This window comes from Bacillus mycoides, assembly GCF_000832605.1.
Lineage (GTDB): Bacteria > Bacillota > Bacilli > Bacillales > Bacillaceae_G > Bacillus_A > Bacillus_A mycoides.
Genome location: NZ_CP009692.1, coordinates 1252982 through 1277570 on the forward strand (window position 1 = coordinate 1252982; position 24589 = coordinate 1277570).

Genomic DNA, 24589 nt, shown 5'->3' on the forward strand with positions numbered 1-24589 from the left:
TACAGTATACAAAAGGGGGAGGCGAAATGGGAATTAACATGCGTAAAGTAAAAATTATAAATAATACAGGAGCTGTTAATGTTGGCGACTGTTATGATATCTCACCTTTAGCTGTGGCAAAAATATATGCTGGTGCTGGAGGATCGAGTGCGGCTGTTTTTTTAAATGGGAAACGACAGCCAGAAGCTGTGATTAGAACATCAGTGTTTCTTCCGCCATTAGCGACGAGTACACGTACATTAGGTGCATAAAGGAAAGGTAGAGTGTAAGTATGCCTGCACGTATTAAAGAATTTATTATCGTTAATAATACTGGGAATATATTTACAGGGGATAATTTGAGTGATACTTCATTTACTGCTTCGAAATCGTATAGTGGTTCAATGGGGTGCACTTGGATTGACGTTGTTACAGTAATAGGGACGGAGACGAAGCTTTGTTTACAACCGGGAGATTCGGTGACGACAACCTATACACGAGGTACCCCTGCTGGTACTGTAACGGGAACAAATATGGGGCAAGGTGCAAATGTGTCGAGTATATCGCAAGCTGTCCCTAATACAGATAATATGGATTCAGTTGCTGGACTCCCTTAAGGAATTAAGGGAGTTTTTATTATTTAGAATAAAAATAGTCTTTGAGATTGTTTTTGTAAATACATATTAAGAAGAAGAGGTTTGTTTAAAGTAAAAAAGATGGTGTGTAGGTGGTGAAAGTGTGAAAGAGCGCGATAGACAAAATTCATTAAACTCTAATTTCAGAATTTCACCGAATCTTATTGGACCTACTTTTCCTCCCGTTCCAACGGGATTTACTGGCATTGGGATTACTGGTCCAACCGGTCCACAAGGCCCGACTGGCCCACAAGGACCAAGGGGATTTCAAGGTCCGATGGGGGAGAAGGGCCCGACAGGACCTCAAGGAGTGCACGGGATTCAAGGACCAGCTGGACAAATGGGTGCAACAGGACCAGAAGGACAGCAGGGCCCACAAGGATTAAGGGGACCACAGGGAGAAACTGGAGCGACAGGACCTCAAGGAGTGCAAGGGTTACAAGGTCCAATTGGTCCGACCGGAGCGACTGGGGCACAAGGTATACAGGGGATACAGGGATTACAGGGGCCGATTGGAGCTACCGGGCCAGAGGGACCTCAAGGAATTCAAGGAGTGCAAGGGGTACCGGGTGCAACAGGTTCACAAGGAATACAAGGAGCTCAAGGGATACAAGGCCCACAAGGACCGAGTGGAAATACGGGAGCAACAGGAGCGACTGGTCAGGGGATTAGTGGTCCGACTGGAATAACAGGTCCAACAGGGATAACTGGCCCATCTGGAGGACCTCCAGGTCCGACTGGAGCAACTGGTGCGACAGGGCCAGGAGGTGGACCGAGTGGAAGTACAGGTGCGACGGGAGCGACTGGAAATACTGGAGTAACTGGAAGTGCGGGAGTGACTGGAAATACAGGTCCGAGTGGAAGTACAGGAGAAACAGGAGCACAGGGCCTGCAAGGAATACAAGGGGTTCAAGGGCCAATTGGACCAACGGGTCCAGAAGGTCCGCAAGGTATTCAAGGTATTCCTGGTCCGACAGGAGTAACTGGTGAACAAGGAATCCAAGGGGTTCAGGGAATTCAAGGGATAACGGGGGCAACTGGAGATCAAGGTCCGCAAGGTATACAAGGGGCCATAGGACCTCAAGGTATAACAGGAGCAACAGGAGATCAAGGCCCACAAGGAATACAAGGGGTACCTGGTCCAACCGGGGACACAGGCTCACAAGGAGTCCAAGGAATTCAAGGGCCAATGGGTGATATAGGACCAACAGGCCCAGAAGGCCCAGAAGGACTTCAGGGTCCGCAAGGAATACAAGGAGTGCCAGGACCAGCTGGAGCAACAGGTCCAGAGGGCCCACAAGGAATCCAAGGAATTCAAGGACCAATAGGAGTAACAGGTCCAGAAGGCCCACAAGGAATTCAGGGAATACAAGGGATTCAAGGTATAACAGGAGCAACCGGAGCACAAGGAGCAACTGGAGTTCAAGGTGTTCAAGGGAATATAGGAGCAACAGGTCCAGAGGGCCCGCAAGGAGTGCAAGGTACTCAAGGGGATATAGGTCCAACAGGTCCAATGGGTCCACAGGGAGTTCAAGGTATCCAAGGAATTCAAGGACCGACGGGTGCGCAAGGAGTGCAAGGCCCACAAGGAATTCAAGGAATCCAAGGGCCGACAGGAGTAACTGGAGATACGGGTACAACAGGGGTGACAGGGGAAGGGACTACAGGAGCAACTGGAGTAACTGGTCCAACAGGTGTAACTGGTCCATCAGGAGGCCCAGCCGGACCGACTGGCCCAACAGGTCCATCAGGTCCGACGGGAGTGACAGGTCCATCAGGTGGACCACCTGGTCCGACAGGAGCGACAGGTGTAACGGGAGGAGTAGGAGATACGGGAGCAACAGGGGCGACGGGTGTGACCGGAGCAACTGGAGTAACTGGTGCAACCGGAGCAACGGGGCTGCAGGGTCCACAAGGAATACAAGGAGTACAAGGAGACATAGGCCCAACCGGTCCGCAAGGTGTTCAAGGTCCACAAGGGATCCAAGGTATAACGGGAGCAACGGGAGATCAAGGGCCGCAAGGAATTCAAGGCCCGCAAGGAATCCAAGGTCCAACAGGTCCTCAAGGAATCCAAGGAGGTCAAGGCCCACAAGGGATACAAGGGGCAACAGGTGCAACCGGAGCACAAGGCCCACAGGGAATTCAAGGGATACAAGGAGTGCAAGGTCCGACTGGTCCACAAGGCCCAACCGGAATACAAGGTGTGCAAGGAGAAATAGGTCCAACAGGTCCGCAAGGTGTGCAAGGTTTACAAGGTCCACAAGGCCCAACCGGGGACACAGGTCCAACAGGCCCACAAGGCCCACAAGGAATTCAAGGTCCAACGGGAGTAACAGGAGCGACAGGTTCACAAGGAATTCAAGGTCCAACGGGGGCAACAGGAGCGACAGGTTCACAAGGAATCCAAGGTCCAACGGGAGCAACGGGAGCAACAGGAGCGACCGGGGTGACTGGAGTTAGTACAACTGCAACGTATTCCTTTGCAAATAATACTTCAGGAAGTGCTATTTCCGTGTTGTTAGGCGGTACGAATATACCATTACCGAACAATCAAAATATTGGACCGGGAATAACAGTTAGTGGTGGAAATACTGTGTTTACCGTTACAAATGCAGGTAATTATTATATAGCCTATACAATTAATTTAACGGCAGGATTACTTGTCAGTTCTCGTATAACCGTAAATGGCAGTCCGCTTGCGGGAACGATAAACTCCCCGACAGTGGCTACTGGTTCATTTAGTGCACCAATAATTGCTAACTTGCCTGCTGGAGCTGCTATTAGTTTACAGTTATTTGGATTACTTGCAGTGGCTACATTATCTACGACAACGCCAGGAGCTACTCTAACTATTATTAGATTAAGTTAATAAGCAAAAAAACCTTGGAACTTTTATGTTTCAAGGTTTTTTATCCCTCTATTTGTGGGCTAATAATCAGTGGGGATGGACAAAACCCCCACTGATTAAAGTTTCACTTTATTCACTTGAGCAAAAACATCGCGGTTCAAAAATATATTATAATAGAATGAAGAGAGGTATAAATTTGGCAGAAAGGGAGAGTGGCGATGCAGGAGAAGGTTAAAGATTTTTTCGGACGCCCACTTCAAGATTTACGCATCTCTGTCATTGATCGTTGTAATTTACGGTGTACGTATTGTATGCCAGCCGAAGTGTTTGGTCCTGATTATGCTTTTTTGAAAGATGAGTTTTTACTGACATTTGATGAAATAGAGCGATTAGCAAAAGTATTTGTTAGCATCGGTGTACGGAAAATTAGACTTACTGGTGGCGAACCCTTGCTCCGTAAGGACTTAACAAAACTTATCGAACGTCTCGTGAAAATTGACGGTTTAGTAGATATAGGATTAACGACAAATGCGATTCATTTAACGAAGCAAGCGAAGGCGTTAAAAGAAGCTGGGTTACACCGAGTAAATGTTAGTTTGGATGCGATAGATGATAATGTGTTCCGCGCAATTAATGGCCGGAATATGAATACGAAGCCAGTGTTAAAAGGAATTATGGCAGCGAAAGAAGCAGGCCTTGAAGTGAAAGTAAATATGGTTGTGAAAAAAGGAATGAATGATCATCAAGTACTTCCGGTTGCTACGTATTTTAAAGAACAAGGAATCACGCTTAGATTTATTGAGTTTATGGATGTTGGCAGTACGAATGGATGGAATTTTGATCAAGTTATTACGAAACGAGAATTAATTGATATGATTCATGGGGTGTATCCAATTGAGCCAGCTGAAGCTCATTATTTTGGTGAGGTTGCGAAGCGGTATCGATACGTTGGAACGAATGTAGAGGTTGGTTTTATTACCTCCGTTTCTGAGTCATTTTGTTCTTCTTGTACGAGAGCAAGAATTTCGGCAGATGGAAAGTTTTATACTTGCTTGTTTGCGACAGAAGGAATGGATTTAAGGAAACTTCTCAGGGAAAGCCTTTCGGATAATGAGTTATTAAAAGCTATACAATATGTATGGGAGAATAGAAAAGATCGATATTCAGATGAACGGACAGAAGAAAGTGCGAAAAATCGTCCGAAAATTGAAATGTCTTATATAGGAGGATAAGAAAGGGGGATGTCGTATGCAAGAGCGATATTCAAGACAAATGTTATTTTCTGGTGTTGGGGAAGAAGGGCAACGGAAAATAAGAGGGAAGCACGTGCTCGTCATCGGTGCTGGTGCGCTCGGAGCAGCGAATGCAGAAGCAATTGTTAGAGCAGGTGTTGGAAAAATTACAATTGCGGATCGTGATTATGTAGAATGGAGTAATTTACAAAGGCAACAATTATATACAGAAGAAGATGCGAAGCATTATAAGCCGAAAGCAATAGCGGCAGCAGAACATTTAAAGGCAATTAATTCCGAAGTAGAAATTGTACCGGTTGTGACTGATGTAACGGTGCAAGAAATGGAAGAGTTAATTAAAGGTGTAGATTTAATATTAGATGCGACAGACAATTTTGAAACGCGCCTTCTTATTAATGATATATCCCAGATGTATAACGTTCCATGGATATACGGAGGATGTGTTGGAAGTTACGGAGTAACTTATACAATCTTGCCAGGGAAAACGCCGTGTTTTCGATGTTTAATGGAACATCCGGCGAGCGGAGCGACATGTGATACGGCCGGTATTATACAGCCAGCAGTGCAATTAGTAGTTGCACATCAAATAACGGAAGCCTTGAAAATATTAGTAGAAGATTTTGAGGCACTTCGTGAAACGATGCTATCATTTGATCTTTGGAATAATCAACAGATGGCATTTAAAGTGAATAGGCAGAAAAAGGATACATGTTTATCCTGTGGAAAGTTACGTACATATCCGAGTTTAACATTTGAAGCACAAACGAAAACAGAAGTATTATGTGGGCGAAATACAGTTCAAATCCGTCCAGGTGTGCGTCAGGGTTTTAATTTAGAAGAAATTAAAAAGCGCTTACAAAAAAGTGTGGATGTAAAAGCAACGCCGTATTTATTATCATTTCCAGTGGAAGAATATCGTTTTGTTTTATTTACAGATGGCAGGGCGTTTATTCATGGTACGAATGATATGAATGTTGCGAAACGACTATATGCAAGATATATAGGTTGAACCTAAAGGGGAATCCTTTAGGTTCAAATGGAAAAGGTAGGATTAAGAATTTCTAATATAATCTCCATTTTTTCCGCCCGTTTTTTCAAGTAAGTACGTTTCGCCAATAATCATACCTTTATCAACGGCTTTACACATGTCATATACAGTAAGAGCGGTAGCGGAAGCAGCTGTTAAAGCTTCCATCTCAACGCCGGTACTACCTTCTGTTTTAACTTTTACTTCAATAAGTAGCCGATACTGTTCTTCTGACTGTTTCCAATCGAAAGAGACGTCAACACCTTTTAATAATAAAGGATGGCACATTGGGATAATATCAGAAGTACGTTTTGCAGCCATAATACCTGCGATTTGTGCGACGGCTAATACGTCACCTTTACCAATTTCGTTGCGTGAGATTTTATCAAAAATTTCTTTCGAAACGAGAATGCTAGAGCATGCTATTGCTGTTCGAACGGTTATTTTTTTGTCACTTATATCAACCATTTTAGCGCGCCCTTGGTCGTTGAAATGTGTGAATGAAGACATGGAATTCCTCCTTGAAGTAATTGCGATTTAATATATAAAGTGTAATCGAGATTAGATATTTTGCAAATATGAGGTGAGAAACAATGGTAGAAAAACGAATCCCGATTCAAGTTGCTGAGGCTGTAGAGCGGGTTATGAAATATGCTAAGCATGGTGAAGTAGAAGAAGTTTCTATTACAGAAAGTTATGGGAGGATTCTTGGAGAGGATGTTGTCTCAGATCACGACGTTCCTCACTTTGATCGTTCTCCTTACGATGGTTTCGCAATTCGAGCAGAAGACACGAAGGAAGCGAGTCAAGAGCAGCCGATTGAATTTGAAGTAATAGGAGAGATCGGAGCAGGATCTGTTTTTACAGAAGAAGTAGGGGCTTTTCAGGCGGTTCGTATTATGACAGGAGCAGCTATTCCAGAAGATTGCAATGCAGTCGTAATGCTAGAACTGACGGAAGGATTCGAGAGGAACGAAAGTACATATATGAAGTTAAAACGTCCTTTCCAAAACGGTGACAATGTGTCATTTAAAGGAGAAGATATAAAACAAAATCAAGTCCTCGTTAAGAAAGGTGTTGTAATCAATCCAGGTGTTGCCGCATTATTAGCGACGTTTGGATATAGCACTGTGAAAGTTGTAAAACAGCCTGTTGTCGGTATTGTAACGACAGGAAGTGAATTACTAGAAGTGCATGAGGCGTTAGAGCCAGGGAAAATTAGAAATAGTAACTCTTACATGATTGCCGCTCAAATTATGAAAGCTGGCGGGAAAGTGCGTTACTATGGACAACTTGCCGATGAGTTAGATGCATGTTTTACAGCTGTTAAATCAGCGATGGATGAGGTTGATATTTTAATTACAACGGGCGGTGTTTCAGTAGGGGATTACGACTATTTGCCAGCTATTTATGAAAGGTTACAGGCGAATGTACTCTTTAATAAAATAGCGATGAGACCGGGGAGTGTAACGACAGTAGCTGAAGTTGATGGAAAGCTACTCTTTGGTTTATCAGGTAATCCGTCAGCTTGTTATGTAGGTTTCGAATTATTTGTGCATCCAATTATGAAAACGTATTTGCATGTGAAGGAGCCTCACGTATATAGAACTGATGCTATTTTACAAAAAGATTTCCCGAAACCAAATCCGTTTACTCGTTTTGTAAGAGCAAAAGCGAGTATTGTTAATGGGGCACTACAAGCGATGCCAGTCGGTTTAGATAAATCGAGTGCAGTCTCTTCACTTGCGGATGCAAATGCTTTTATCGTGCTGCCTGGAGGAACGAGAGGATTTGAAGCAGGAATGAAAGTGTCTGTATTATTGTTAGAATGCTCTGAGGGAAGTGATTGGCCGTGGACAAAGCCTCTTCAATCTTACAAATAGTAGGGTATCAAAATAGCGGGAAAACAACACTTGTAGAGAAGATGGTGCATGCATTAACTGAAAGAGAAATGAAGGTTGCTACAATTAAACATCATGGTCACGGGGGGTTTCCTGAAGTAGCGCAAAAAGATAGTGAAAGACACAGAAAAGCTGGTGCTGTAGTAAGTAGTGTAGAAGGTGCCGGATTACTATCTTTGTCCTCTTTGCGAGATGAATGGTCCTTGCAAGAAATTATCCGCTTGTACGAATTTTTTGAAGTAGATACGATTTTAATAGAGGGCTATAAAGCTGAGAACTATCCGAAAGTAGTGTTACTTCGTTCTGCGGAAGACGCTGAACTTTTACATAAAGTAGAAAATATAGCGGCAGTTATTACGTGGTATGATGCTTCGTCAAATGTACGAGAAGAATATAAAGTATTTCATATAACAGAAGAAAAATTGTATATAGACTGGTTTTTACAAACGGCTAGGGGTGCAAAATGATAAATACGTATTATGAAGTAATTGATACAGAAATCTCGATTGAAGAGGTGACAAAGAAAGTAGTTCGCCGTGAATGTGGTGCTGTTACAACATTTATCGGGACAGTTAGGGAGTTTACGAAAGGGCGTCGTACACTATACTTAGAGTATGTAGCTTATAAGACGATGGCAGAAAAGATGCTACAGAAAATTGGGTCAGAAGTGAAGGAGAAGTGGCCCGGTACACATGTTGCGATTACGCATCGCATCGGCACGCTGCAAATTTCTGATATAGCGGTTGTTGTTGCTGTATCAACGCCTCATCGCAAAGAGGCTTATGAAGCGAATGAATATATTATGGAGCGTATTAAGCAAATTGTTCCAATTTGGAAAAAGGAGTTTTGGGAAGATGGTGACTCATGGATTGGTGACCAATTAGAAAAAACACCATATCCAGCAGGAGAGCCTGGGAAGGAGTTATAAATATGATTCGAGTATTGTTATTTGCGAACTTGCAAGAAGAAGCAGGAACGAGTGAATTACAAATAGAGAAAGAAAATATTACTGTTGCAGAGTTAAAAGATATTGTTGCGAAAGAATATAATGTACCAGTGTCAGCGCCAATTATGGTTGCGATTAATGAAGAGTACGCGAATGAAGATGATACGATACAATCTGGTGATGTAGTTGCACTAATACCACCAGTGAGTGGTGGTTAATATTGGATTTATGCTATAAAAAACGACTTTCCTAAATAGGGAAAGTCGTTTTTTTATGGCATTTTGGAGAACACTATCTTATAGGAAAAGGAGGAAGTTATGAAAAAGATATGTGTAATGATTGCAATGATATGTTCTGTTTTTTTCTTTTCTCCAAGCAATTATTTGGCAAAGGAATCGACGGAACAGCTTTTAGAAAGTGCGTTACTGAATCGATATTACTCGGTTATAAGGCAAGTGACAGAAGATCAATATGAATGTGACTCAGTTACAAATATAAAGCGTCTAGGCAAGAAAGATGAGTTTGTTCCTAGGTTTGAAGTTACGATACAATTTCTTACATTTCAAGGGGCACATAATCCGCCGAATGATAAAGTTACACTTACTTTGGAAGACAATTTAGATCACATAAAGATAAAGAAAGTGGAGCGAGAAAAGAATGTTTCTGGTGCTATTGTAGAAAAGATTTGTGCACGAAAAAACGAAAAAATAAAAGCTCACTCTAATGATTTAGAGCGATAACCTATGACATTTTGTAGAGAAAGGTAATGAGCGATGGATATACTTTTAGCGATTTTACCAGCTATATTTTGGGGGAGTATTGTGCTATTTAACGTGAAACTGGGTGGGGGACCGTATAGTCAAACGCTCGGTACAACGTTCGGTGCACTTATCTTCTCAATTGTCGTTTATATTTTTATGAAGCCGGTATTAACTCCGACCGTTATTGGAGTTGGAATTGTATCTGGCTTATTTTGGGCACTTGGTCAAGCGAATCAATTAAAAAGTATTGATTTAATGGGTGTTTCTAGAACGATGCCGATTTCAACAGGGCTTCAATTAGTCGCAACAACATTATTTGGGGTTATCGTGTTTCATGAATGGTCAACGACGATATCGGTCGTTCTTGGAGTTTTGGCGCTCGTTTGTATTATTATCGGGGTTATTTTAACATCGCTTCAAAGTAAAGAAGAGAAGAATGCAGAGCAAGCAGGAAATTTTAAAAAAGGAATTATTATTTTATTAATTTCAACAGTCGGTTATTTAGTTTACGTAGTAGTTATCCGGTTATTTAACGTGAACGGTTGGTCGGCTTTATTACCACAAGCGGTCGGTATGGTATTAGGCGGGATTTTACTCACATTTAAACATCATCCATTCAATAAATATGCGATTCGAAATATTCTTCCAGGATTGATTTGGGCAGCTGGAAATATGTTTTTATTCATTTCGCAGCCAAGAGTTGGGGTCGCAACAAGCTTTTCCCTTTCACAAATGGGAATTATTATTTCGACGCTTGGCGGGATTTTTATATTAGGTGAAAGGAAAACGAAGCGTCAATTAATTGGGATTGTTATTGGTATCGTTTTTATCATTGCAGCTGGAATTATGCTGGGGATTGCGAAAGGTTAAGGAGGTATTAAAATGTATAGCGATTTAGAAGGGAAAGTCGTCGTTATTACAGGATCAGCAACTGGTCTTGGAAGAGCCATGGGAGTAAGATTTGCTAAAGAGAAGGCGAAAGTTGTTATTAACTATCGCTCAAGAGAGTCAGAAGCGAACGATGTATTAGAAGAAATAAAAAAGGTAGGTGGAGAAGCGATTGCTGTAAAAGGTGATGTGACGGTCGAGGCAGATGTTGTGAATCTCATTCAATCTGCTGTGAAAGAGTTTGGTACGCTCGACGTTATGATTAATAATGCAGGGATAGAAAACGCGGTACCGTCGCATGAAATGCCGTTAGAGGATTGGAATAAAGTAATTCATACAAATTTAACAGGTGCTTTTTTAGGAAGTCGTGAAGCGATTAAATATTTTGTGGAACACGATATTAAAGGTTCGGTTATTAATATGTCTAGTGTTCATGAGAAAATCCCGTGGCCATTATTTGTGCATTATGCGGCTAGTAAGGGAGGGATTAAGCTTATGACAGAAACGTTAGCGTTAGAATATGCACCAAAAGGTATTCGGGTAAATAATATTGGTCCTGGTGCAATTAATACGCCAATTAATGCTGAAAAATTTGCTGACCCGAAAAAACGTGACGACGTAGAAAGTATGATTCCAATGGGGTACATTGGAAAACCTGAAGAAATCGCAGCAGTAGCAACGTGGCTCGCTTCAGCAGAGGCAAGTTACGTAACTGGAATTACGTTATTTGCAGATGGTGGAATGACTCTATACCCATCGTTTCAAGCGGGGCGTGGGTAATATGAAAAGCCAAAGAGATTTAACTCTTTGGCCTTTTTTACGCAAAAAAAAATAGCGGTCGGCTATTTTTAAAATTAATGATTGATTGTATCTTGAAGAAATTCTGTTGCTTGATGTTCTGAAACATTCTGTACGAGCGCAACTTCACTAATAACCATTTTACGCGCATTATCTAGCATTTGTTTTTCGCTCGCATTTAATGCTCTTTCTTTATTGCGACGAAGTAAATCACGAACAACTTCTGCACTATCTTGAAGATTGCCGTTCTTCATTTTTTCCATATTCATTGTATATCTTTGTTTCCAAGAGAGTGAGGGGTCTGATTCCCCATGATGAAATTCAAGAAGTATACCATCTAACGTACCTTTATCGACGATATAACGTATACCTGATTTTTGTAATTGATTCATCGGAAGCATTACTTGCATATCTTTACTAATGATGCGTATAACACAATATTGACGCGTAGTGCCTAATATTTCTTTCTCTTCAATTGCTTCGATGATTCCTGCACCGTGCATTGGATAAACGATTTTATCACCAATTTGAAACAAATCATCCACCTCCGTATGTGGTAACTACTTTTAATGATAACATACTAGGATAAAAATGTCAAATTTTATATAATATCACATCTGATATGCTGTAGTCAATATATAAAAGTCGTTTTTTTGTTTGTTTTTTTGCTCTTATAAGTTGAATAAATAGGGGGAATTTTTTTAGAAAAATAGTACAGGCGCAGAAAGAGGGCATATCCACTTATTTTTAAGCATAAAATATAAAATCGCTAATACAATATACCTAAATCCGTTCTTTGCAAGGGAGGGAGAGAAGGTGGGGCGCACAATTAGAATTGATATTACAAATAAAGTTGTAGCTAAATTTAGGCAAGATTATTTGGAATTATATACGAGTAAGTTTATGATAGGTAAGTTTTATGTCTATACTGAAGATAAACAATATGTGTTAGAAGACGGATATATATATGAAGATGGAAAGTTTTATCGCATCATAGATACGCACCGTGGCAATAAACAAGCGGCGGAGGGCTGCGATCTAGGATGGTGTTAACATGATTCGTGTGAAAGTGTTTGATGAAAGTCATGAAAAAGACTTAGAAGACGCTGTAAATGTATTTTTGAAAAAAATTGATGATAGTAACTTTGTAGATATTAAGTACCAAGTCGGTGTTTCTATTAACGATGACGAAAACCAAATTTATTGTTTTTCAGCAATGATCGTTTATAAAGCATAAAAAAGAGCTGGGTGAGCCAGCTCTTTTTTATGTTTTATGTTGGGACAACATGTGTCGGTAATACGTTCATAATAGATTGAGTTGTGCCTAATTTCTTTGTCGCTAAAAGAGGCGCCCCTGTTTCATGGTTTTGGGCATCTGTACACATACCAAGGTGATAACGATCACCTAAAAATGGATCAATATAAAAACCGTTTTTAAAAACTTTATCATTCGGGTGTTTTTCATGGTGAATTTCAGAACAGTTAATGCAATAGAACATAGCTTTCATCTCCTTTTTATTTTTGTTTGAAAAAGTGGGTCGGTAGTCATTTCGCTCCTAAGGAAATGTTGAGGAGAAGAGAAATAACTACCTACCCAAATGGCGGGCATACTCCTTCTGATTTTTACATATCTCGCGTATTGTCCCCGAGGGAAGGAGGAGAGACGAAGTACAGATGAGATAAGTTAGGCGCTTCTCTCAATAGGAGTGATAGAGTTTCATATTGAGGGAATTTTCTATTTTTCATTGCCTTTGTGAGTATATTATGAAGGAATGGTGAGAGGGTGTTTGTCCTGTTGAAAAAATGTTGAGAATTTCTCAACAGTGAAAAAGAGTCTTTCTTGACATGAAACCAAAAGGTGTTATATTGTTAATGTGAAACTAAAAGGTGTTATATTTTAATGCCGAATAAAGGAGATATAAAATGGAACAACAAAATACATTAAATGATATTAAACAAACAATCGTTTTTAACGTGCCTATTCAAAAAGTATGGAATGTAGTATCGACTGCAGAAGGAATTGCGTCATGGTTTATGCCAAATGATTTCGAATTGGCGGTAGGACATGAGTTTCATGTGCAATCACCTTTCGGACCATCACCATGTAAAGTGTTAGAGATTGATGAGCCGAATTATTTATCTTTCTCATGGGACACAGATGGCTGGGTTGTTTCATTTAATTTGAAAGACCTAGGAGATAATAAAACAGAATTTACGTTAATTCACGGCGGCTGGAAACATCCTGATGAAATCCTTCCGAAAGCGAATGCGAAGAGCTCTATTATTCGCGATAGAATGAATGGTGGCTGGGTAGCGATTGTAAATGAAAAACTGAAAAAGGTTGTCGAAGGTTAAGTGTCCTCGTCAGCAGCGAAATATGATGTATTTCAAGCAATTGCTGATCCAACCCGCCGAGAAGTGTTACGGTTATTAAGTGATAAAGAGTTACCAATTTCAAAAATAACGGATCATTTTCCGATGAGCCGTACTGCAGTTGTAAAGCACCTTCATATTCTTTCAGAAGCGAATTTAGTGAGTGGAAGAAAGAGTGGAAGAGAGAAGATATATCGTTTGCACCCAGAACCATTAGAGGAATTACAGCAGTGGCTCTCGTACTATGAACGATTTTGGGATAATAAATTGTCCGTGCTTAAATATATTGTGGAGAATGAAGAGTAGATTTTATGCAAAAAGGATGACCAAAATGGTCATCCTTTTTTTATTGTTCACTTGTTTGTTTAGCTGGCTTTAATAGGATCCAAGCGATAATTAATGTGAATACCGCTAATACGAAAGTGCTCATATAAATGACGTGTACACTTGATGCTAATGCGGATTGTGACTCGGTTGCTACGTTTGCTGTAGCCCCTCCATGTCCGCCAGAAGAAACAAGATCAAGGTTTTTAATGCCACGTGCATGAATCATCGTATTGAAGATCGTTCCGAAGATTGCAGCTCCTAGTGTTTGACTAAATGTATTAATAAATGTATTTAAACCAACTGCCGTTCCGCGCGTATGGGCCGGTACAGCTGCTTGAATTGTTACCATGTAAATTGGTGTAACAAGCCCCATTCCTAAGCCGAATAATCCGACTGCAACATAAATAAGGAATGATGGTGAATCTGTTGATAATGTAAATAATAAGAAAGTAGCAACTGATAAAATGCTAGCTCCAAGTAAAATAATTTGTTTCGTTTGTAACTTGCCAACTAAGTTACCGGAGAACATAGCACCGAATGTCCACATAACAGGAATCGGCATTAAAATGAGTCCAGCCTCTGTCGCATTTTTTCCTAAAACACCTTGGCTCCAAATTGGAAGATACACTGTAATACTAATAATCATTGCGCCAGCAATAAGTGTTAGTATGTTTATTGTAGATAATGTACGGTTAGAGAAAAGTGCTAGCGGAATTAATGGCTCCGGAGACTTTTTCTCGATGTATAAGAAAATAATGAATGAAACAGCGGCAAAGATTAATAGGCCGATAATTGAAATGTCTCCCCAGTTTTGCTTACTGCTACCTGTTAATAATGCGTATAGTAAAGCAATTGTACTTAATGAGAAAACTGTCGCACCAAGATAGTCGATATGTTGCTTAGCGGCGGACTTAACAGATTCCTTATAAGAAGTGGCAAACATTAAGCAAGCGATAATTCCAAAAGGAACGTTTAAGAAGAAAATATAGCGCCAAGAAAGAGAATCGACTAAAAATCCACCTACTAACGGCCCAATAACACCAGATACACCCCAAACGGCACTCATCCAGCCTTGTGCTTTCGCGCGGTCTTTCGCTTCGCTATATAGATCTCCAATAATCGTCATTGTGATCGGCATAACAGCACCAGCCCCTATACCTTGAAGAGCACGGAAGAAGATTAATTGTTCCATTGATGTAACGACTCCGCAAAGTGCAGAACCGATTAAGAAGATTGTTGCTCCGATGAGCAGAACTTTTTTACGGCCGAATAAATCAGCTAGCTTTCCGTATATTGGAGTCGAAACAGCTGTTGCAAGCATATAGATTGCATATACCCAACTAACAAGTTCGACACCTGACAAATCACTCGTTATACGAGGGATCGCTGTACTAACAATCGTTCCTTCTACCGCAGAAAGAAACGTCATTAGCATTAAAGACATCATGACTTTTTTTCTCATTTGTTTTCCCCTTACCCTTTTTCGAATATTCAACAATATAAAATATAAAGGTACTAAGGTATATAAAGCAACAAAAAAGCAATGGGAAGTTAGGAGGAAGGGATGTTTTTGAAGAAACGGTCGACATATTTAAAGTATCGCCGATATAATTTCGTGTATTACTTTGCTATTTCAACATACTAAAAAAAGAAACAGAAGTCCCTGTTTCTTCTTTAATATTGCATTTTTGAATTTTGTCCTGCTGTTGTTCCGGCAATTCGGCCAGTAACAAGGGCAGATGTAATGTTATAGCCGCCAGTATAACCGTGAATATCAAGAACTTCTCCACAGAAGTATAAACCATTCGTGAATTTCGAAGCCATTTCTTTCGGGTTAATTTCTTTAACGGATACCCCTCCGCCAGTAACGAATGCTTTTTCAATTGACTGCGTACCATTTACATGGACGGTAAATTCTTTAAAATCTTTCACAAGTGCGCGAATCTTCTCATGAGAAACTTGTCCAGCTTGTTCGCTACCGTCAATTTCATTTTTTTCTAATAAGAATAGGAAGTAACGTTCAGGAACATAGCCTTTTAAAACGTTTTTAATTCCTTTTTTCGGATCTTCTTTCATTTGTTTCAGCATGCGCTGGAACAGTTGCTCACTATTTTCTTCTGGCAATGCATCGATACTCATGTGCACTGTGTTCGTTTTAAACTTTTTCATTGCTTTCACAACGAATTGGCTACAGCGAAGAGCAGCAGGACCAGATAGGCCGAAGTGAGTGAAAAGCATGTCCATTTTATGAGAAATGATAACTTTTCCTTTCGGGTTTAATACACTTAAGTTTACATCTCGTAAAGCAAGACCTTGTAATGTGCGGTCACGAATAAACGGTTCGTTTGAAAGAATTGGTACTTCTGTTGGGAAAAGTTCTGTAATTGTATGCCCAGCTTTTTCAGCCCAAGCGTATCCGTCTCCAGTAGAACCAGTTTGAGGAACAGATTTTCCGCCAACAGCGATAACGACGTGATTCGTTTCTAACACTTCACCTGTTTGCAGAATAACAGCCTTCGTTTGACCGTTTTCATACTCAATCGTTTCGACAGGCGTATTCGTACGTATTTTCACACCTAAGTCTTTTAATCGTGTTAACAGTGCATCTACAACAGATTGCGCTTTATTTGATACTGGGAACATGCGGCCATGATCCTCTTCTTTCAGTTGTACACCGAGATTTTCGAAGAATGTAATAATATCTTCATTACTGAAAATAGAAAAAGCACTGTATAAGAAGCGACCATTTCCAGGTATATGTTTAACGATTTCATCAAGTGGTAGACGGTTCGTTACGTTACAACGACCACCACCAGAAATCGCAAGTTTACGTCCTAGTTTATTTCCTTTATCAAGAAGTAAGACGCTTGCGCCTTCTTCAGCAGCACCGATTGCAGCCATTAGCCCTGAAGGACCGCCGCCGATGACAATAACATCATAATGCATAATATATCGACCTCATTTTCTACATTTCCTGCCTAAAAGAATAGCATGTTTTCCCTTAAAAGAAAAATAGAGTGAAGTACTGCTTAAGAGGAGAATTGTGGTACAATACAAAAGTTAGAGTTCAGCATTATCCTGCTATTTATGGGCAATAAGACTACTACCTTAAGATTTTGGAGAAGTAAAGAGGGAGTTAAAGCAGCCTGTAAATGCTTGAATGGTTAGTAGGAGGAGAGTCTCCCACTAATTATAGTTTCACTTTATGTAGATGTAGGAGGATTTTCGTATGTCCGATTCAAAATTTCTGCGCGGAACGCTTATTGTGACGTTAGGGACATTTTTAGTAAAGTTCTTAGGCATGATTTACGTTTTTCCGTTTCATGCATTAGTAGGCACAGAAGGCGGAACGCTCTATACATATGGATACATTCCATATACGATATTTTTAAGTATCGCAACGGCAGGAGTGCCGCTTGCTGTTTCTAAGTTTGTTTCCAAATATAATGCACTTGGAGATTATAAAACGAGCCGGAGAATGTTCCGCTCGGGAATGGTTATGATGATAGTAACAGGAGTTCTTTCCTTCTTAGTACTGTACATGACCGCACCATTATTTGCAGAAGCAATGCTTGGTAAACAAAGTTTACAAAATAAGATAGAAGAAGTTACGACGATTATTCGCCTCGTAAGTTTTGCGCTTATTGTTGTGCCGGCAGCAAGTTTGATTCGTGGTTATTTCCAAGGCCACCAATCGATGGGACCGACTACGGTTTCACAAATTATTGAGCAAATTATTCGTATCGTCTTTTTATTAGCGGGTAGTTTCATCGTTATTAAAGTACTTGGCGGTACAGTAGCAACGGCAGTTGGGGTTGCGACATTCGCTGCGTTCGTTTCAGCAGTTGGAGCACTTGGCGTATTAATTTGGTACTGGTTAAAACGTAAAAAATATTTGGATCAATATTTAATTGAGCAAACTGTACCAGAATCGACGGTAAGTACCGCTCAATTGTTTAAAGAGTTGTTTGCATATGCAATCCCTTACGTTGTAATTGGATTAACAATTCCTTTATATCAACAAATTGATACATTGACATTTAACTCTATTATGCAGGCGATTGGTCAAGGAGATATCGCAGAGCGAGCACTCGGTATTTTCACGATGTGGACGCATAAATTAATTATGATTCCAGTATCACTTGCAACAGCGTTTAGTTTAACGCTCGTGCCAGCGATTACAAAGTCGTTTACTGAAAAGCAATACCGTTATTTGAAATTACAAATTACACAAACATTCCAGGCGAATATGTTTTTAACATTGCCAGCAGTTGTCGGTATTTCTACACTTGCATATCCGATTTACACTGCTTTCTACGATTCAGACCCACTAGGTGGACAAGTATTAATGTGGTATGCGCCAGTTGCATTGTTATTCGCTTTATTCACAGTAACAGCAGCAATTCTGCAAGGGATTAACCAGCAGAAACATGCGATTGTTGCGCTTGTGATGGGTGTTATTTTGAAATTTGCATGTAACGTAATCTTTATTCGTTATTTCGGTACAGTTGGGGCGATTTTGGCTACTGCAGTCGGCTTCTTAGCTTCCGTATGGTATACGAATAGACAAATTAAAAAACACGCACACTATTCATTTGGTGTTGTATATAAGAGAACATTCCAAATTGCAGTCTTAACACTTGTAATGGTTATTGCTGTAAAACTATCACAATGGCTTCTATCCTTCATGATTTCGCCTGATGGCCGTATTGGTGCTCTTATTACAGTTGCGATTTGTGCAGGTATTGGTGGTCTTGTTTACGGATTGTTAGCGATTCGCACAGGAGTACTAGAAAGAGTATTTGGCGGAGAAGCTTTAGAGAAAATCCAGCGTAAACTTGGTAGTAGATTCAAAATAAAGTTGAAATCAAAAGGGGCGTAAATACGTCCCCTTTTCTATGATAAATAAAGAAGGTGAAGAACATGAGATTAGATAAATTATTAGCGAATATGGGACACGGAAGTAGAAAAGAAGTAAAGAAATTACTGAAAGACGGCGTTGTGAAGATTGATGGAACGCCAGTGAAAGATGCGAAGTTTCATGTGAATGTAGAAGAGCAAGAGGTTATGATTCACGGTGAAGTTGTGGAATATAAAGAGTTTGTTTATTTAATGATGCATAAACCACAAGGTGTTATTTCAGCGACAGAAGATGATAACCACGAAACAGTAATAGATTTATTAGAATTAGAAGATGCGATTTTCGATCCATTCCCTGTTGGAAGGCTCGATATTGATACAGAAGGTTTCTTATTAATCACAAATGATGGGAAGTTAACGCATCAACTATTATCTCCGAAAAAGCATGTGCCGAAAAAATATTATGCACACATTTCAGGTGTTGTAACGGAAGAGGATGTAATAGAATTCGCTAAAGGTGTTATTTTAGAAGATGGCTATGAAACGAAGCCAGGCGAACTTACAATTTTAAAAAGTGATGATATTTCTGAGATTGAACTCGTTATTACAGAAGGAAAATTCCATCAAGTGAAGCGTATGTTTGAAGCGGTAGGGAAAAAAGTAGTTTATTTAAAGAGAACAGAGATGGGACCTTTAATGTTAGATGAAGAGTTAGAACTTGGGCAATATCGTGAATTAACAGATGAAGAAGTAGAAATGTTAAAGACGTATCAAGTAGATAACGAAAAGTAACGCCAATTTCAGAGCATAGAAAAGACCCCTTTCTAATGAGTTAGAAAGGGGTATGTATTTATTTACATACAATTATTTTTTATTATGAGGTCATTCTCACTTTCTTTCCTGTCGTTGTCCACTTGCCGCGGCAAGGGCTATACACGAGTTCATTAAACTGCAACACATTTAGATCACGTTGTATTGTTCGCGGTGTGATCCCGAACTCATCTACAAGGTCTTTCGTTGTTACCGTACCGTTTTCATTGATGTACATATAAATCGATTTAATGCGTGTTAGCATACGAGTAGTTGTAGGTTTCAAGAGAAAACCGCTCCTCTACTAGTTTTTTTGACCCCATTCAGGAAAGAAGGTCGTTACTACCATTGTACTCTACATGATAAAATTCATGCTTTAACTTACTTAAATTTTACAAAAGTTTAACAAATATTCATATAGAAAAATATTGGTAGTTGACATTGTATGTCTGGTCAGTCAACTAACTCATAAATTTCTACGTAAAACGCCAAATTCCTGCAAATTTTTTTAAAAAAATAAAAGAAAAACTAATAAGAAATATCTGAAATATTACAATTGTCCGTTATTAGGTTTTCATGTATGGCATAAGAGATTTTCGTTTGCTATGATGAAAGAGACAATATAGTGAAGGATGGATGCGTGATGTCGACGATTAATTGGACAGAAGAAGTTACAAAACGAAAAGATGATTTAATTCGTGATACACAAAATTTTTTACAAATTAAAAGTGTATGGGAAGAAGAATCTGCGAAAGAGGGCGCACCATTTGGTGAAGGTGTAGAAAAAGCCTTATCTTTCATGTTACATAAAGGAGAAGCAGAAGGTTTCTGTTCTAAAAATTTAGAAGGATATGCAGGTCATCTTGAAATGGGACAAGGAGAAGAATTAGTAGGTATTCTTTGTCACGTTGATGTTGTACCAGAAGGAGATGGCTGGACAACGCCTGCGTATAGTGCGGATATTCGCGACGGGAAGATTTTTGCACGCGGTGCAATTGATGATAAAGGGCCGACGATGGCAGCTTATTATGCGATGAAAATCGTTAAAGAATTAGGCTTACCTCTTTCAAAACGTGTTCGTATGATTTTAGGAACAGATGAGGAAAGTAATTGGAAGTGTGTAGATCATTATTTTAAAAATGAAGAAATGCCAACAATCGGTTTTGCGCCGGATGCAGATTTTCCGATTATTAATGCGGAAAAAGGAATTTCTGACATACAAGTTGTGCAAAGTGGTGGCGAAGAGAAAGAAGGCACATTTAAGCTTATTTCATTTGAGTCAGGTCGTCGTTTAAATATGGTTCCTGATTTTGCAGAAGCAGTTATTACAGGAGAAGATGTAAATACACTTACAGTAGCATATGAAGAGTATTTACAAACTGCTAAAAAAATAGGTAAAGCAATTGTAGAAGGAAAGACGGTGACGTTGCAAATCAAAGGGATTTCAGCTCACGGATCTACTCCGGAAAAGGGAGAAAATGCAGGTTTATTATTGGTAAACTTCTTAACGAAAGTTTCTCTTGATGGAAAAGGGGCTTCATTTGCCTCGTTTGTAACAGAAACATTTACAGGTGATATTATTGGAGAAAAAGCTGGTATTTCTTATAAAGACGATATTAGCGGGCCGTTAACAGTGAATGTTGGTCGCCTGTCTTACTCGCAAGAAAACGGTGGTAATTTAGGATTAAATGTACGCTATCCAGTTACAACTAACTTTGAAGAAACAATTGCAAAGTTAAAAGAATATGTTGGTACTCATGGATTTGAAGTAGCGGATTATTCTAACTCTCGCCCGCATCACGTTGACAAAGATCATACGTTAATTCGTACTTTGCAACGTGTATATGAAGAACAAACTGGTGAAAAAGCTGAATTGTTAGCAATTGGCGGTGGTACTTATGCTCGTTCATTGAAAGCTGGTGTTGCATTTGGCCCGTTATTCCCAGGAAAAGAAGAACTTGCGCATCAAAAAGATGAGTACATTGAAATTGAAGATTTATTAAAAGCGACAGCGATTTATGCTCAGGCAATTCATGAATTAGCGAAATAAAAGATATTTAAATAATGACCGCTCTCTACTTTAGAGGGCGGATTCTTTTTAGCTGAATGAGATAAGGAAGAAAAGCAACAATAACATAAAGGAGACGATGTAGATGGTGCCGCATTATTTTGTCGCAGTAACTTTACCACGTCATATAAAAGAAATTCTTTCTAATTATAAAGAGGAAATGAAGGATGAATTACCATTTCGCTCGTGGGTACATGAAGAAGACTATCATATTACCCTTTCATTTTTAGGAAGTGCGACAGAGGGACAGTTAGAAGGAATAAAGAATGGATTACAAACACTTACAGAAAAAACGGAATTATCGTTCACGTTACAAGGACTTTCTACATTCGGACAGGTGGACCAGCCGCGTATATTTTGGGCGGGGATAAGTGATAATCAAGATTTGTTTAGTTTACAAAAGCAAGTGCATACAATTTGTGAAGAAAATGGCTTCTCTCTAGATACACGTCCTTATCATCCACATATTACTGTTGCGCGTAAATGGGTAGGAGAAAAAGTGTTTGATCTGACAAATGTAAAAGAGTTACCTGTAACATCATTTCAAGCAGATACGATTACTTTGTATGAATCTCACGTTAAGGAAACGCCGAAGTATAAATCGATTACTGAAATAAAACTACAAAAATAGAATGTATGAAAACGTTTTTTATACAGGTGAATATACTATAGGGAATAATGTGTTACTGTATAGAGCTTCGCTGATAAGAAAACCCTTATCACTTGCAGCTCGTTTCACCCCCCTATTTGCGGGCAGTAAGACTCCCATCTCCAAATTAGGATGAAGCAAAGAAGTTAGGTGGGAGATCTACTGCCCGTAAAGGCCCAATTGGTGAAGGCTAATAATCAGTGGGAGTAAAGCGTTCCCATTGATTAAAGTTTCACTTTATTTTAATTTTGAGAATGATGGTGATTTTTTATGTTGAAAGTAAAACGTCCATTTGATGCCTATTTAGATGAAATGAATAAAATTACAATTTTGCTCCCGCATGCGTATGGAACAAGCCGGACATTTCGTTTACAAGAAGGAAGCAATGTGAAAGAGTTACCGATTGTTCATACTATTGCTCTTCCAGATGCAACGAAGTATGAATGCTTTATAGAAGAGCCGATAGATGTGGGGAAGTATTATACAGTACGGGATGAACGGAATGAAGAAACAGATTTACAAATAGGCGCTGTGATTCGAACAGTAGTTTTCGATGAAAAATATTATTACGAAGGTACCGACTTAGGTGCTGTGTATAAAAAAGAAGAAACAATATTTAAAGTATGGGCTCCGACTGCAAGGCTTGCGAAAGTACGGATTTATAAAAGTGATAAAGAATATATTGATTATGAAATGTACAGAGAAGAAAACGGAGTGTGGATTCATACATTACAAGGTGATCATGATGGAGCACGATATACATTCCTTGTTTGTATTAATTTAATATGGAACGAAGCGGTTGACCCTTATGCAAAGTCTGCGACGATAAATGGAAAATACGGCGTCGTTATCGATTTGGAAAAAACGAATGTGACAAAACGAGTAGAATTATCACCATTACAGTCAATGACAGATGCCATATTGTATGAACTGCATATTCGTGACGCTACTATTCACCCAAACAGTGGGGTGAATAAGAAAGGGACATATAAAGGGCTAATGGAAGAGGAGACAGTAGGGCGAAATGGGACATTAACAGGATTGTCTTATATAAAAGATTTAGGCGTTACACATGTTGAACTATTACCTTTACATTGTTTTGGTGGTATAGATGAAGTGAATCCTGCTTCCGCATATAATTGGGGCTACAATCCGTTATATTACAATATACCAACAGGATTTTATGTTACAAACCTTTCTGATCCATATAACAGGATAGTAGAGTGTAAACAACTAATTGAAACATTTCATGATCACGGCATTCGAGTGATTATAGATGTTGTATATAATCATGTTTATGAAAGAGAATTATCATCATTTGAGAAGCTTGTCCCGGGATATTATTTTCGTCATGGGGAAGACGGTATGCCTTCTAATGGGACGGGAGTTGGAAATGATATAGCATCTGAACGGAAAATGATGAGGAAATTTATTATAGAATCTGTTTTATATTGGCTTACTGAATACAATGTTGATGGATTCCGATTTGATTTAATGGGAATTTTAGATGTTGAAACGATGAATGAATTAGAAAAAGAAGTACGAAAAATAAAGCAGGATGCGCTGTTATTAGGTGAAGGATGGGATTTGCAAACACCGCTTCCTCTTGAAGAGAAAGCGACGTTAAATAATGCGAATAAAATGCTATGTATCGCACAGTTTAATGATCAATTTCGTGATGGAATAAAAGGAAGTACTTTTAATATAAATAAACGTGGCTTTGCATTTGGTGGGCATGTAGACTGTAATCATTTGCAGTATATAGTAGCTGGTAGCCTTTTAAGTATGAAAGAAACAGGATTGTTCCTAGAGCCAGTACAAAGCATCAACTATGTAGAATGTCATGACAATATGACGATGTGGGATAAACTAGTGCAAAGTAATCCAGAATCAGAAGAAATTTTGAAAAGGCGTCATCGTTTAGCAACCGCAATGGTTATTCTTTCACAAGGGATTCCTTTCTTACATGCGGGGCAAGAGTTTTATCGTACGAAGCAAGGGAACGAAAATAGCTATAATGCAAATGATGAAATTAATCAATTAGATTGGGATCAAAAAGAGAAAGAGATGGAGACCGTTAACTATATAAAAGGGTTAATTGCGATTCGCAAAGGGCACGGGGCATTCCGATTACAAAATGCGGACCTTATAAAAAAGCATATGACTTTTTTGCAAACATCTACAGAAGTACTGGCATACCACCTAGAGCATGTAGAATTATTTGGACCGTGGAAAGAGATTGTAGTTTTATTTAATAGCGGTTTAGAAGCTAAAACGGTGCAGCTTCCAAAAGAAGAAACGTGGCATGTGTTAGTAAACGAAAAGCAAGCGAAAATAGAGCCAATTTCTTCATTTAGAGGAAAGGAACTTCAATTGGCTCCAATTAGCACGTATATATTGACGATAATGTGACAAATCGCTACTTGACGATGAGAATGTAATAAATGTAGAATTGACAAAGGTG

28 protein-coding genes are annotated in these 24589 nt (G+C 39.4%); 22 read left to right on the forward strand and 6 right to left on the reverse strand.

The annotated features are described in order from the left end of the window. Positions 1–26: 26 nt before the first annotated feature. From BG05_RS08360 to BG05_RS08385, 6 genes are all read left to right on the forward strand, one after another. Positions 27–251 carry a spore germination protein gene (locus BG05_RS08360; protein WP_000512595.1) on the forward strand — a complete coding sequence of 75 codons (225 nt, stop codon included), beginning with the start codon at positions 27–29 and terminating at the stop codon, positions 249–251. Between the two features lie 20 nt (positions 252–271). Further along, a complete protein-coding gene (locus tag BG05_RS08365) occupies positions 272–595 on the forward strand; it encodes a hypothetical protein (RefSeq protein ID WP_002067673.1) in 324 nt (107 codons plus the stop codon). A 121-nt stretch (positions 596–716) separates the two neighbouring features. Continuing rightward, entirely contained in the window at positions 717–3485 is a 2769-nt protein-coding gene (locus BG05_RS08370; protein WP_003191920.1) for a BclA-related collagen-like exosporium protein, read from the forward strand. Between the two features lie 25 nt (positions 3486–3510). Beyond that, complete coding sequence (locus BG05_RS08375) at positions 3511–3699, forward strand: hypothetical protein (RefSeq protein ID WP_002089074.1); 189 nt, start codon at positions 3511–3513, stop codon at positions 3697–3699. Then, a complete protein-coding gene (gene moaA / locus BG05_RS08380; RefSeq protein WP_016127545.1) occupies positions 3683–4696 on the forward strand; it encodes a GTP 3',8-cyclase MoaA in 1014 nt (337 codons plus the stop codon). Before BG05_RS08375 ends, moaA begins: the two co-directional genes overlap by 17 nt. A gap of 16 nt (positions 4697–4712) precedes the next feature. Next, positions 4713–5726 carry a molybdopterin-synthase adenylyltransferase MoeB gene (locus BG05_RS08385; protein ID WP_002067678.1) on the forward strand — a complete coding sequence of 338 codons (1014 nt, stop codon included), beginning with the start codon at positions 4713–4715 and terminating at the stop codon, positions 5724–5726. Positions 5727–5768: 42 nt separating this feature from the next. Here the strand turns inward: BG05_RS08385 and moaC are convergent, their stop codons facing one another. Continuing rightward, positions 5769–6254: a cyclic pyranopterin monophosphate synthase MoaC gene (gene moaC / locus BG05_RS08390; RefSeq protein ID WP_016127544.1), complete on the reverse strand. Its 486-nt coding sequence runs from the start codon at positions 6252–6254 to the stop codon at positions 5769–5771. Between the two features lie 83 nt (positions 6255–6337). Between moaC and BG05_RS08395 the strand changes: the two genes are divergently transcribed. The 7 genes from BG05_RS08395 (at position 6338) to BG05_RS08425 (ending at position 11020) form a co-directional block, all read left to right on the forward strand. Beyond that, positions 6338–7627, forward strand: a complete 1290-nt coding sequence (locus BG05_RS08395; RefSeq protein WP_002129483.1) for a molybdopterin molybdotransferase MoeA — start codon at positions 6338–6340, stop codon at positions 7625–7627. Continuing rightward, positions 7591–8112, forward strand: coding sequence for a molybdopterin-guanine dinucleotide biosynthesis protein B (gene mobB / locus BG05_RS08400; RefSeq protein ID WP_002164943.1), 522 nt, complete (start codon positions 7591–7593; stop codon positions 8110–8112). The genes BG05_RS08395 and mobB overlap by 37 nt, the downstream gene beginning before the upstream one ends. Continuing rightward, positions 8109–8573, forward strand: coding sequence for a molybdopterin synthase catalytic subunit MoaE (moaE, locus tag BG05_RS08405; RefSeq protein ID WP_002129479.1), 465 nt, complete (start codon positions 8109–8111; stop codon positions 8571–8573). The genes mobB and moaE overlap by 4 nt, the downstream gene beginning before the upstream one ends. A gap of 2 nt (positions 8574–8575) precedes the next feature. Further along, a complete protein-coding gene (gene moaD, locus BG05_RS08410; RefSeq protein WP_000621795.1) occupies positions 8576–8809 on the forward strand; it encodes a molybdopterin converting factor subunit 1 in 234 nt (77 codons plus the stop codon). A gap of 99 nt (positions 8810–8908) precedes the next feature. Next, positions 8909–9331, forward strand: coding sequence for a DUF3888 domain-containing protein (locus BG05_RS08415; protein ID WP_016127542.1), 423 nt, complete (start codon positions 8909–8911; stop codon positions 9329–9331). Between the two features lie 33 nt (positions 9332–9364). After that, positions 9365–10222: a glucose uptake protein GlcU gene (glcU, locus tag BG05_RS08420; protein WP_002129475.1), complete on the forward strand. Its 858-nt coding sequence runs from the start codon at positions 9365–9367 to the stop codon at positions 10220–10222. A 12-nt stretch (positions 10223–10234) separates the two neighbouring features. Next, entirely contained in the window at positions 10235–11020 is a 786-nt protein-coding gene (locus BG05_RS08425) for a glucose 1-dehydrogenase (protein WP_002015659.1), read from the forward strand. 74 nt (positions 11021–11094) lie between these two features. Here the strand turns inward: BG05_RS08425 and BG05_RS08430 are convergent, their stop codons facing one another. Beyond that, on the reverse strand, positions 11095–11574 hold the full coding sequence (locus BG05_RS08430; protein WP_002089061.1) for a CarD family transcriptional regulator: 480 nt from the start codon (positions 11572–11574) through the stop codon (positions 11095–11097). Positions 11575–11854: 280 nt separating this feature from the next. On the opposite strand from BG05_RS08430, the gene BG05_RS08435 reads away from it, so the two are divergent. Both BG05_RS08435 and BG05_RS08440 read left to right on the forward strand, forming a co-directional pair. Next, positions 11855–12091 (forward strand): DUF2553 family protein, encoded by a 237-nt coding sequence (locus BG05_RS08435; RefSeq protein WP_002089059.1) that lies wholly within the window; start codon positions 11855–11857, stop codon positions 12089–12091. A gap of 1 nt (position 12092) precedes the next feature. Beyond that, positions 12093–12275 (forward strand): sporulation protein Cse60, encoded by a 183-nt coding sequence (locus tag BG05_RS08440; protein WP_000621751.1) that lies wholly within the window; start codon positions 12093–12095, stop codon positions 12273–12275. Between the two features lie 34 nt (positions 12276–12309). Here BG05_RS08440 and BG05_RS08445 read toward each other — a convergent pair whose 3' ends face one another. Next, positions 12310–12537: a DUF3973 domain-containing protein gene (locus BG05_RS08445; RefSeq protein ID WP_002129470.1), complete on the reverse strand. Its 228-nt coding sequence runs from the start codon at positions 12535–12537 to the stop codon at positions 12310–12312. A 424-nt stretch (positions 12538–12961) separates the two neighbouring features. On the opposite strand from BG05_RS08445, the gene BG05_RS08450 reads away from it, so the two are divergent. Then, positions 12962–13393 (forward strand): SRPBCC family protein, encoded by a 432-nt coding sequence (locus BG05_RS08450; RefSeq protein WP_003191899.1) that lies wholly within the window; start codon positions 12962–12964, stop codon positions 13391–13393. After that, the gene (locus tag BG05_RS08455; RefSeq protein ID WP_003191898.1) at positions 13394–13717 is read left to right on the forward strand and encodes an ArsR/SmtB family transcription factor; all 324 of its coding nucleotides are present in this window, start codon (positions 13394–13396) and stop codon (positions 13715–13717) included. A gap of 40 nt (positions 13718–13757) precedes the next feature. Here the strand turns inward: BG05_RS08455 and BG05_RS08460 are convergent, their stop codons facing one another. Further along, positions 13758–15200, reverse strand: coding sequence for an MDR family MFS transporter (locus BG05_RS08460; protein WP_002112346.1), 1443 nt, complete (start codon positions 15198–15200; stop codon positions 13758–13760). Between the two features lie 212 nt (positions 15201–15412). Beyond that, entirely contained in the window at positions 15413–16684 is a 1272-nt protein-coding gene (locus BG05_RS08465; protein WP_002129466.1) for a BaiN/RdsA family NAD(P)/FAD-dependent oxidoreductase, read from the reverse strand. 283 nt (positions 16685–16967) lie between these two features. Here BG05_RS08465 and BG05_RS08470 point away from each other — a divergent pair, with 283 nt between their 5' ends. Next, entirely contained in the window at positions 16968–18620 is a 1653-nt protein-coding gene (locus BG05_RS08470) for a putative polysaccharide biosynthesis protein (protein ID WP_002129465.1), read from the forward strand. 41 nt (positions 18621–18661) lie between these two features. Next, positions 18662–19390, forward strand: coding sequence for a pseudouridine synthase (locus tag BG05_RS08475; RefSeq protein WP_002034388.1), 729 nt, complete (start codon positions 18662–18664; stop codon positions 19388–19390). A gap of 82 nt (positions 19391–19472) precedes the next feature. Here BG05_RS08475 and BG05_RS08480 read toward each other — a convergent pair whose 3' ends face one another. Further along, the gene (locus BG05_RS08480) at positions 19473–19694 is read right to left on the reverse strand and encodes a DeoR family transcriptional regulator (RefSeq protein WP_000805512.1); all 222 of its coding nucleotides are present in this window, start codon (positions 19692–19694) and stop codon (positions 19473–19475) included. A 357-nt stretch (positions 19695–20051) separates the two neighbouring features. Between BG05_RS08480 and pepV the strand changes: the two genes are divergently transcribed. The 3 genes from pepV to pulA all read left to right on the forward strand — a co-directional run bounded on the left by pepV (position 20052) and on the right by pulA (position 24537). Continuing rightward, on the forward strand, positions 20052–21458 hold the full coding sequence (gene pepV / locus BG05_RS08485; protein ID WP_003191892.1) for a dipeptidase PepV: 1407 nt from the start codon (positions 20052–20054) through the stop codon (positions 21456–21458). 103 nt (positions 21459–21561) lie between these two features. Then, a complete protein-coding gene (gene thpR / locus BG05_RS08490; RefSeq protein WP_003191890.1) occupies positions 21562–22107 on the forward strand; it encodes an RNA 2',3'-cyclic phosphodiesterase in 546 nt (181 codons plus the stop codon). Positions 22108–22395: 288 nt separating this feature from the next. Beyond that, on the forward strand, positions 22396–24537 hold the full coding sequence (gene pulA / locus BG05_RS08495) for a type I pullulanase (protein ID WP_002129461.1): 2142 nt from the start codon (positions 22396–22398) through the stop codon (positions 24535–24537). The last annotated feature ends 52 nt before the right edge of the window (positions 24538–24589 follow it).

What these genes read in the sequence shown, in the direction of transcription:
- BG05_RS08360 (WP_000512595.1), top strand. Translation starts at nt 27, where the DNA reads ATGGGAATTAACATGCGTAAAGTAAAAATTATAAATAATACAGGAGCT.
- moaC (WP_016127544.1), bottom strand. Translation starts at nt 6,254, where the DNA reads ATGTCTTCATTCACACATTTCAACGACCAAGGGCGCGCTAAAATGGTT.
- BG05_RS08385 (WP_002067678.1), top strand. Translation starts at nt 4,713, where the DNA reads ATGCAAGAGCGATATTCAAGACAAATGTTATTTTCTGGTGTTGGGGAA.
- thpR (WP_003191890.1), top strand. Translation starts at nt 21,562, where the DNA reads ATGGTGCCGCATTATTTTGTCGCAGTAACTTTACCACGTCATATAAAA.
- BG05_RS08445 (WP_002129470.1), bottom strand. Translation starts at nt 12,537, where the DNA reads ATGTTCTATTGCATTAACTGTTCTGAAATTCACCATGAAAAACACCCG.
- BG05_RS08465 (WP_002129466.1), bottom strand. Translation starts at nt 16,684, where the DNA reads ATGCATTATGATGTTATTGTCATCGGCGGCGGTCCTTCAGGGCTAATG.
- moaA (WP_016127545.1), top strand. Translation starts at nt 3,683, where the DNA reads ATGCAGGAGAAGGTTAAAGATTTTTTCGGACGCCCACTTCAAGATTTA.
- BG05_RS08470 (WP_002129465.1), top strand. Translation starts at nt 16,968, where the DNA reads ATGTCCGATTCAAAATTTCTGCGCGGAACGCTTATTGTGACGTTAGGG.
- pepV (WP_003191892.1), top strand. Translation starts at nt 20,052, where the DNA reads ATGTCGACGATTAATTGGACAGAAGAAGTTACAAAACGAAAAGATGAT.
- BG05_RS08450 (WP_003191899.1), top strand. Translation starts at nt 12,962, where the DNA reads ATGGAACAACAAAATACATTAAATGATATTAAACAAACAATCGTTTTT.
- BG05_RS08475 (WP_002034388.1), top strand. Translation starts at nt 18,662, where the DNA reads ATGAGATTAGATAAATTATTAGCGAATATGGGACACGGAAGTAGAAAA.
- moaD (WP_000621795.1), top strand. Translation starts at nt 8,576, where the DNA reads ATGATTCGAGTATTGTTATTTGCGAACTTGCAAGAAGAAGCAGGAACG.
- BG05_RS08365 (WP_002067673.1), top strand. Translation starts at nt 272, where the DNA reads ATGCCTGCACGTATTAAAGAATTTATTATCGTTAATAATACTGGGAAT.
- BG05_RS08460 (WP_002112346.1), bottom strand. Translation starts at nt 15,200, where the DNA reads ATGAGAAAAAAAGTCATGATGTCTTTAATGCTAATGACGTTTCTTTCT.
- moaE (WP_002129479.1), top strand. Translation starts at nt 8,109, where the DNA reads ATGATAAATACGTATTATGAAGTAATTGATACAGAAATCTCGATTGAA.
- pulA (WP_002129461.1), top strand. Translation starts at nt 22,396, where the DNA reads ATGTTGAAAGTAAAACGTCCATTTGATGCCTATTTAGATGAAATGAAT.
- BG05_RS08415 (WP_016127542.1), top strand. Translation starts at nt 8,909, where the DNA reads ATGAAAAAGATATGTGTAATGATTGCAATGATATGTTCTGTTTTTTTC.
- BG05_RS08395 (WP_002129483.1), top strand. Translation starts at nt 6,338, where the DNA reads ATGGTAGAAAAACGAATCCCGATTCAAGTTGCTGAGGCTGTAGAGCGG.
- BG05_RS08375 (WP_002089074.1), top strand. Translation starts at nt 3,511, where the DNA reads ATGTTTCAAGGTTTTTTATCCCTCTATTTGTGGGCTAATAATCAGTGG.
- glcU (WP_002129475.1), top strand. Translation starts at nt 9,365, where the DNA reads ATGGATATACTTTTAGCGATTTTACCAGCTATATTTTGGGGGAGTATT.
- BG05_RS08440 (WP_000621751.1), top strand. Translation starts at nt 12,093, where the DNA reads ATGATTCGTGTGAAAGTGTTTGATGAAAGTCATGAAAAAGACTTAGAA.
- BG05_RS08425 (WP_002015659.1), top strand. Translation starts at nt 10,235, where the DNA reads ATGTATAGCGATTTAGAAGGGAAAGTCGTCGTTATTACAGGATCAGCA.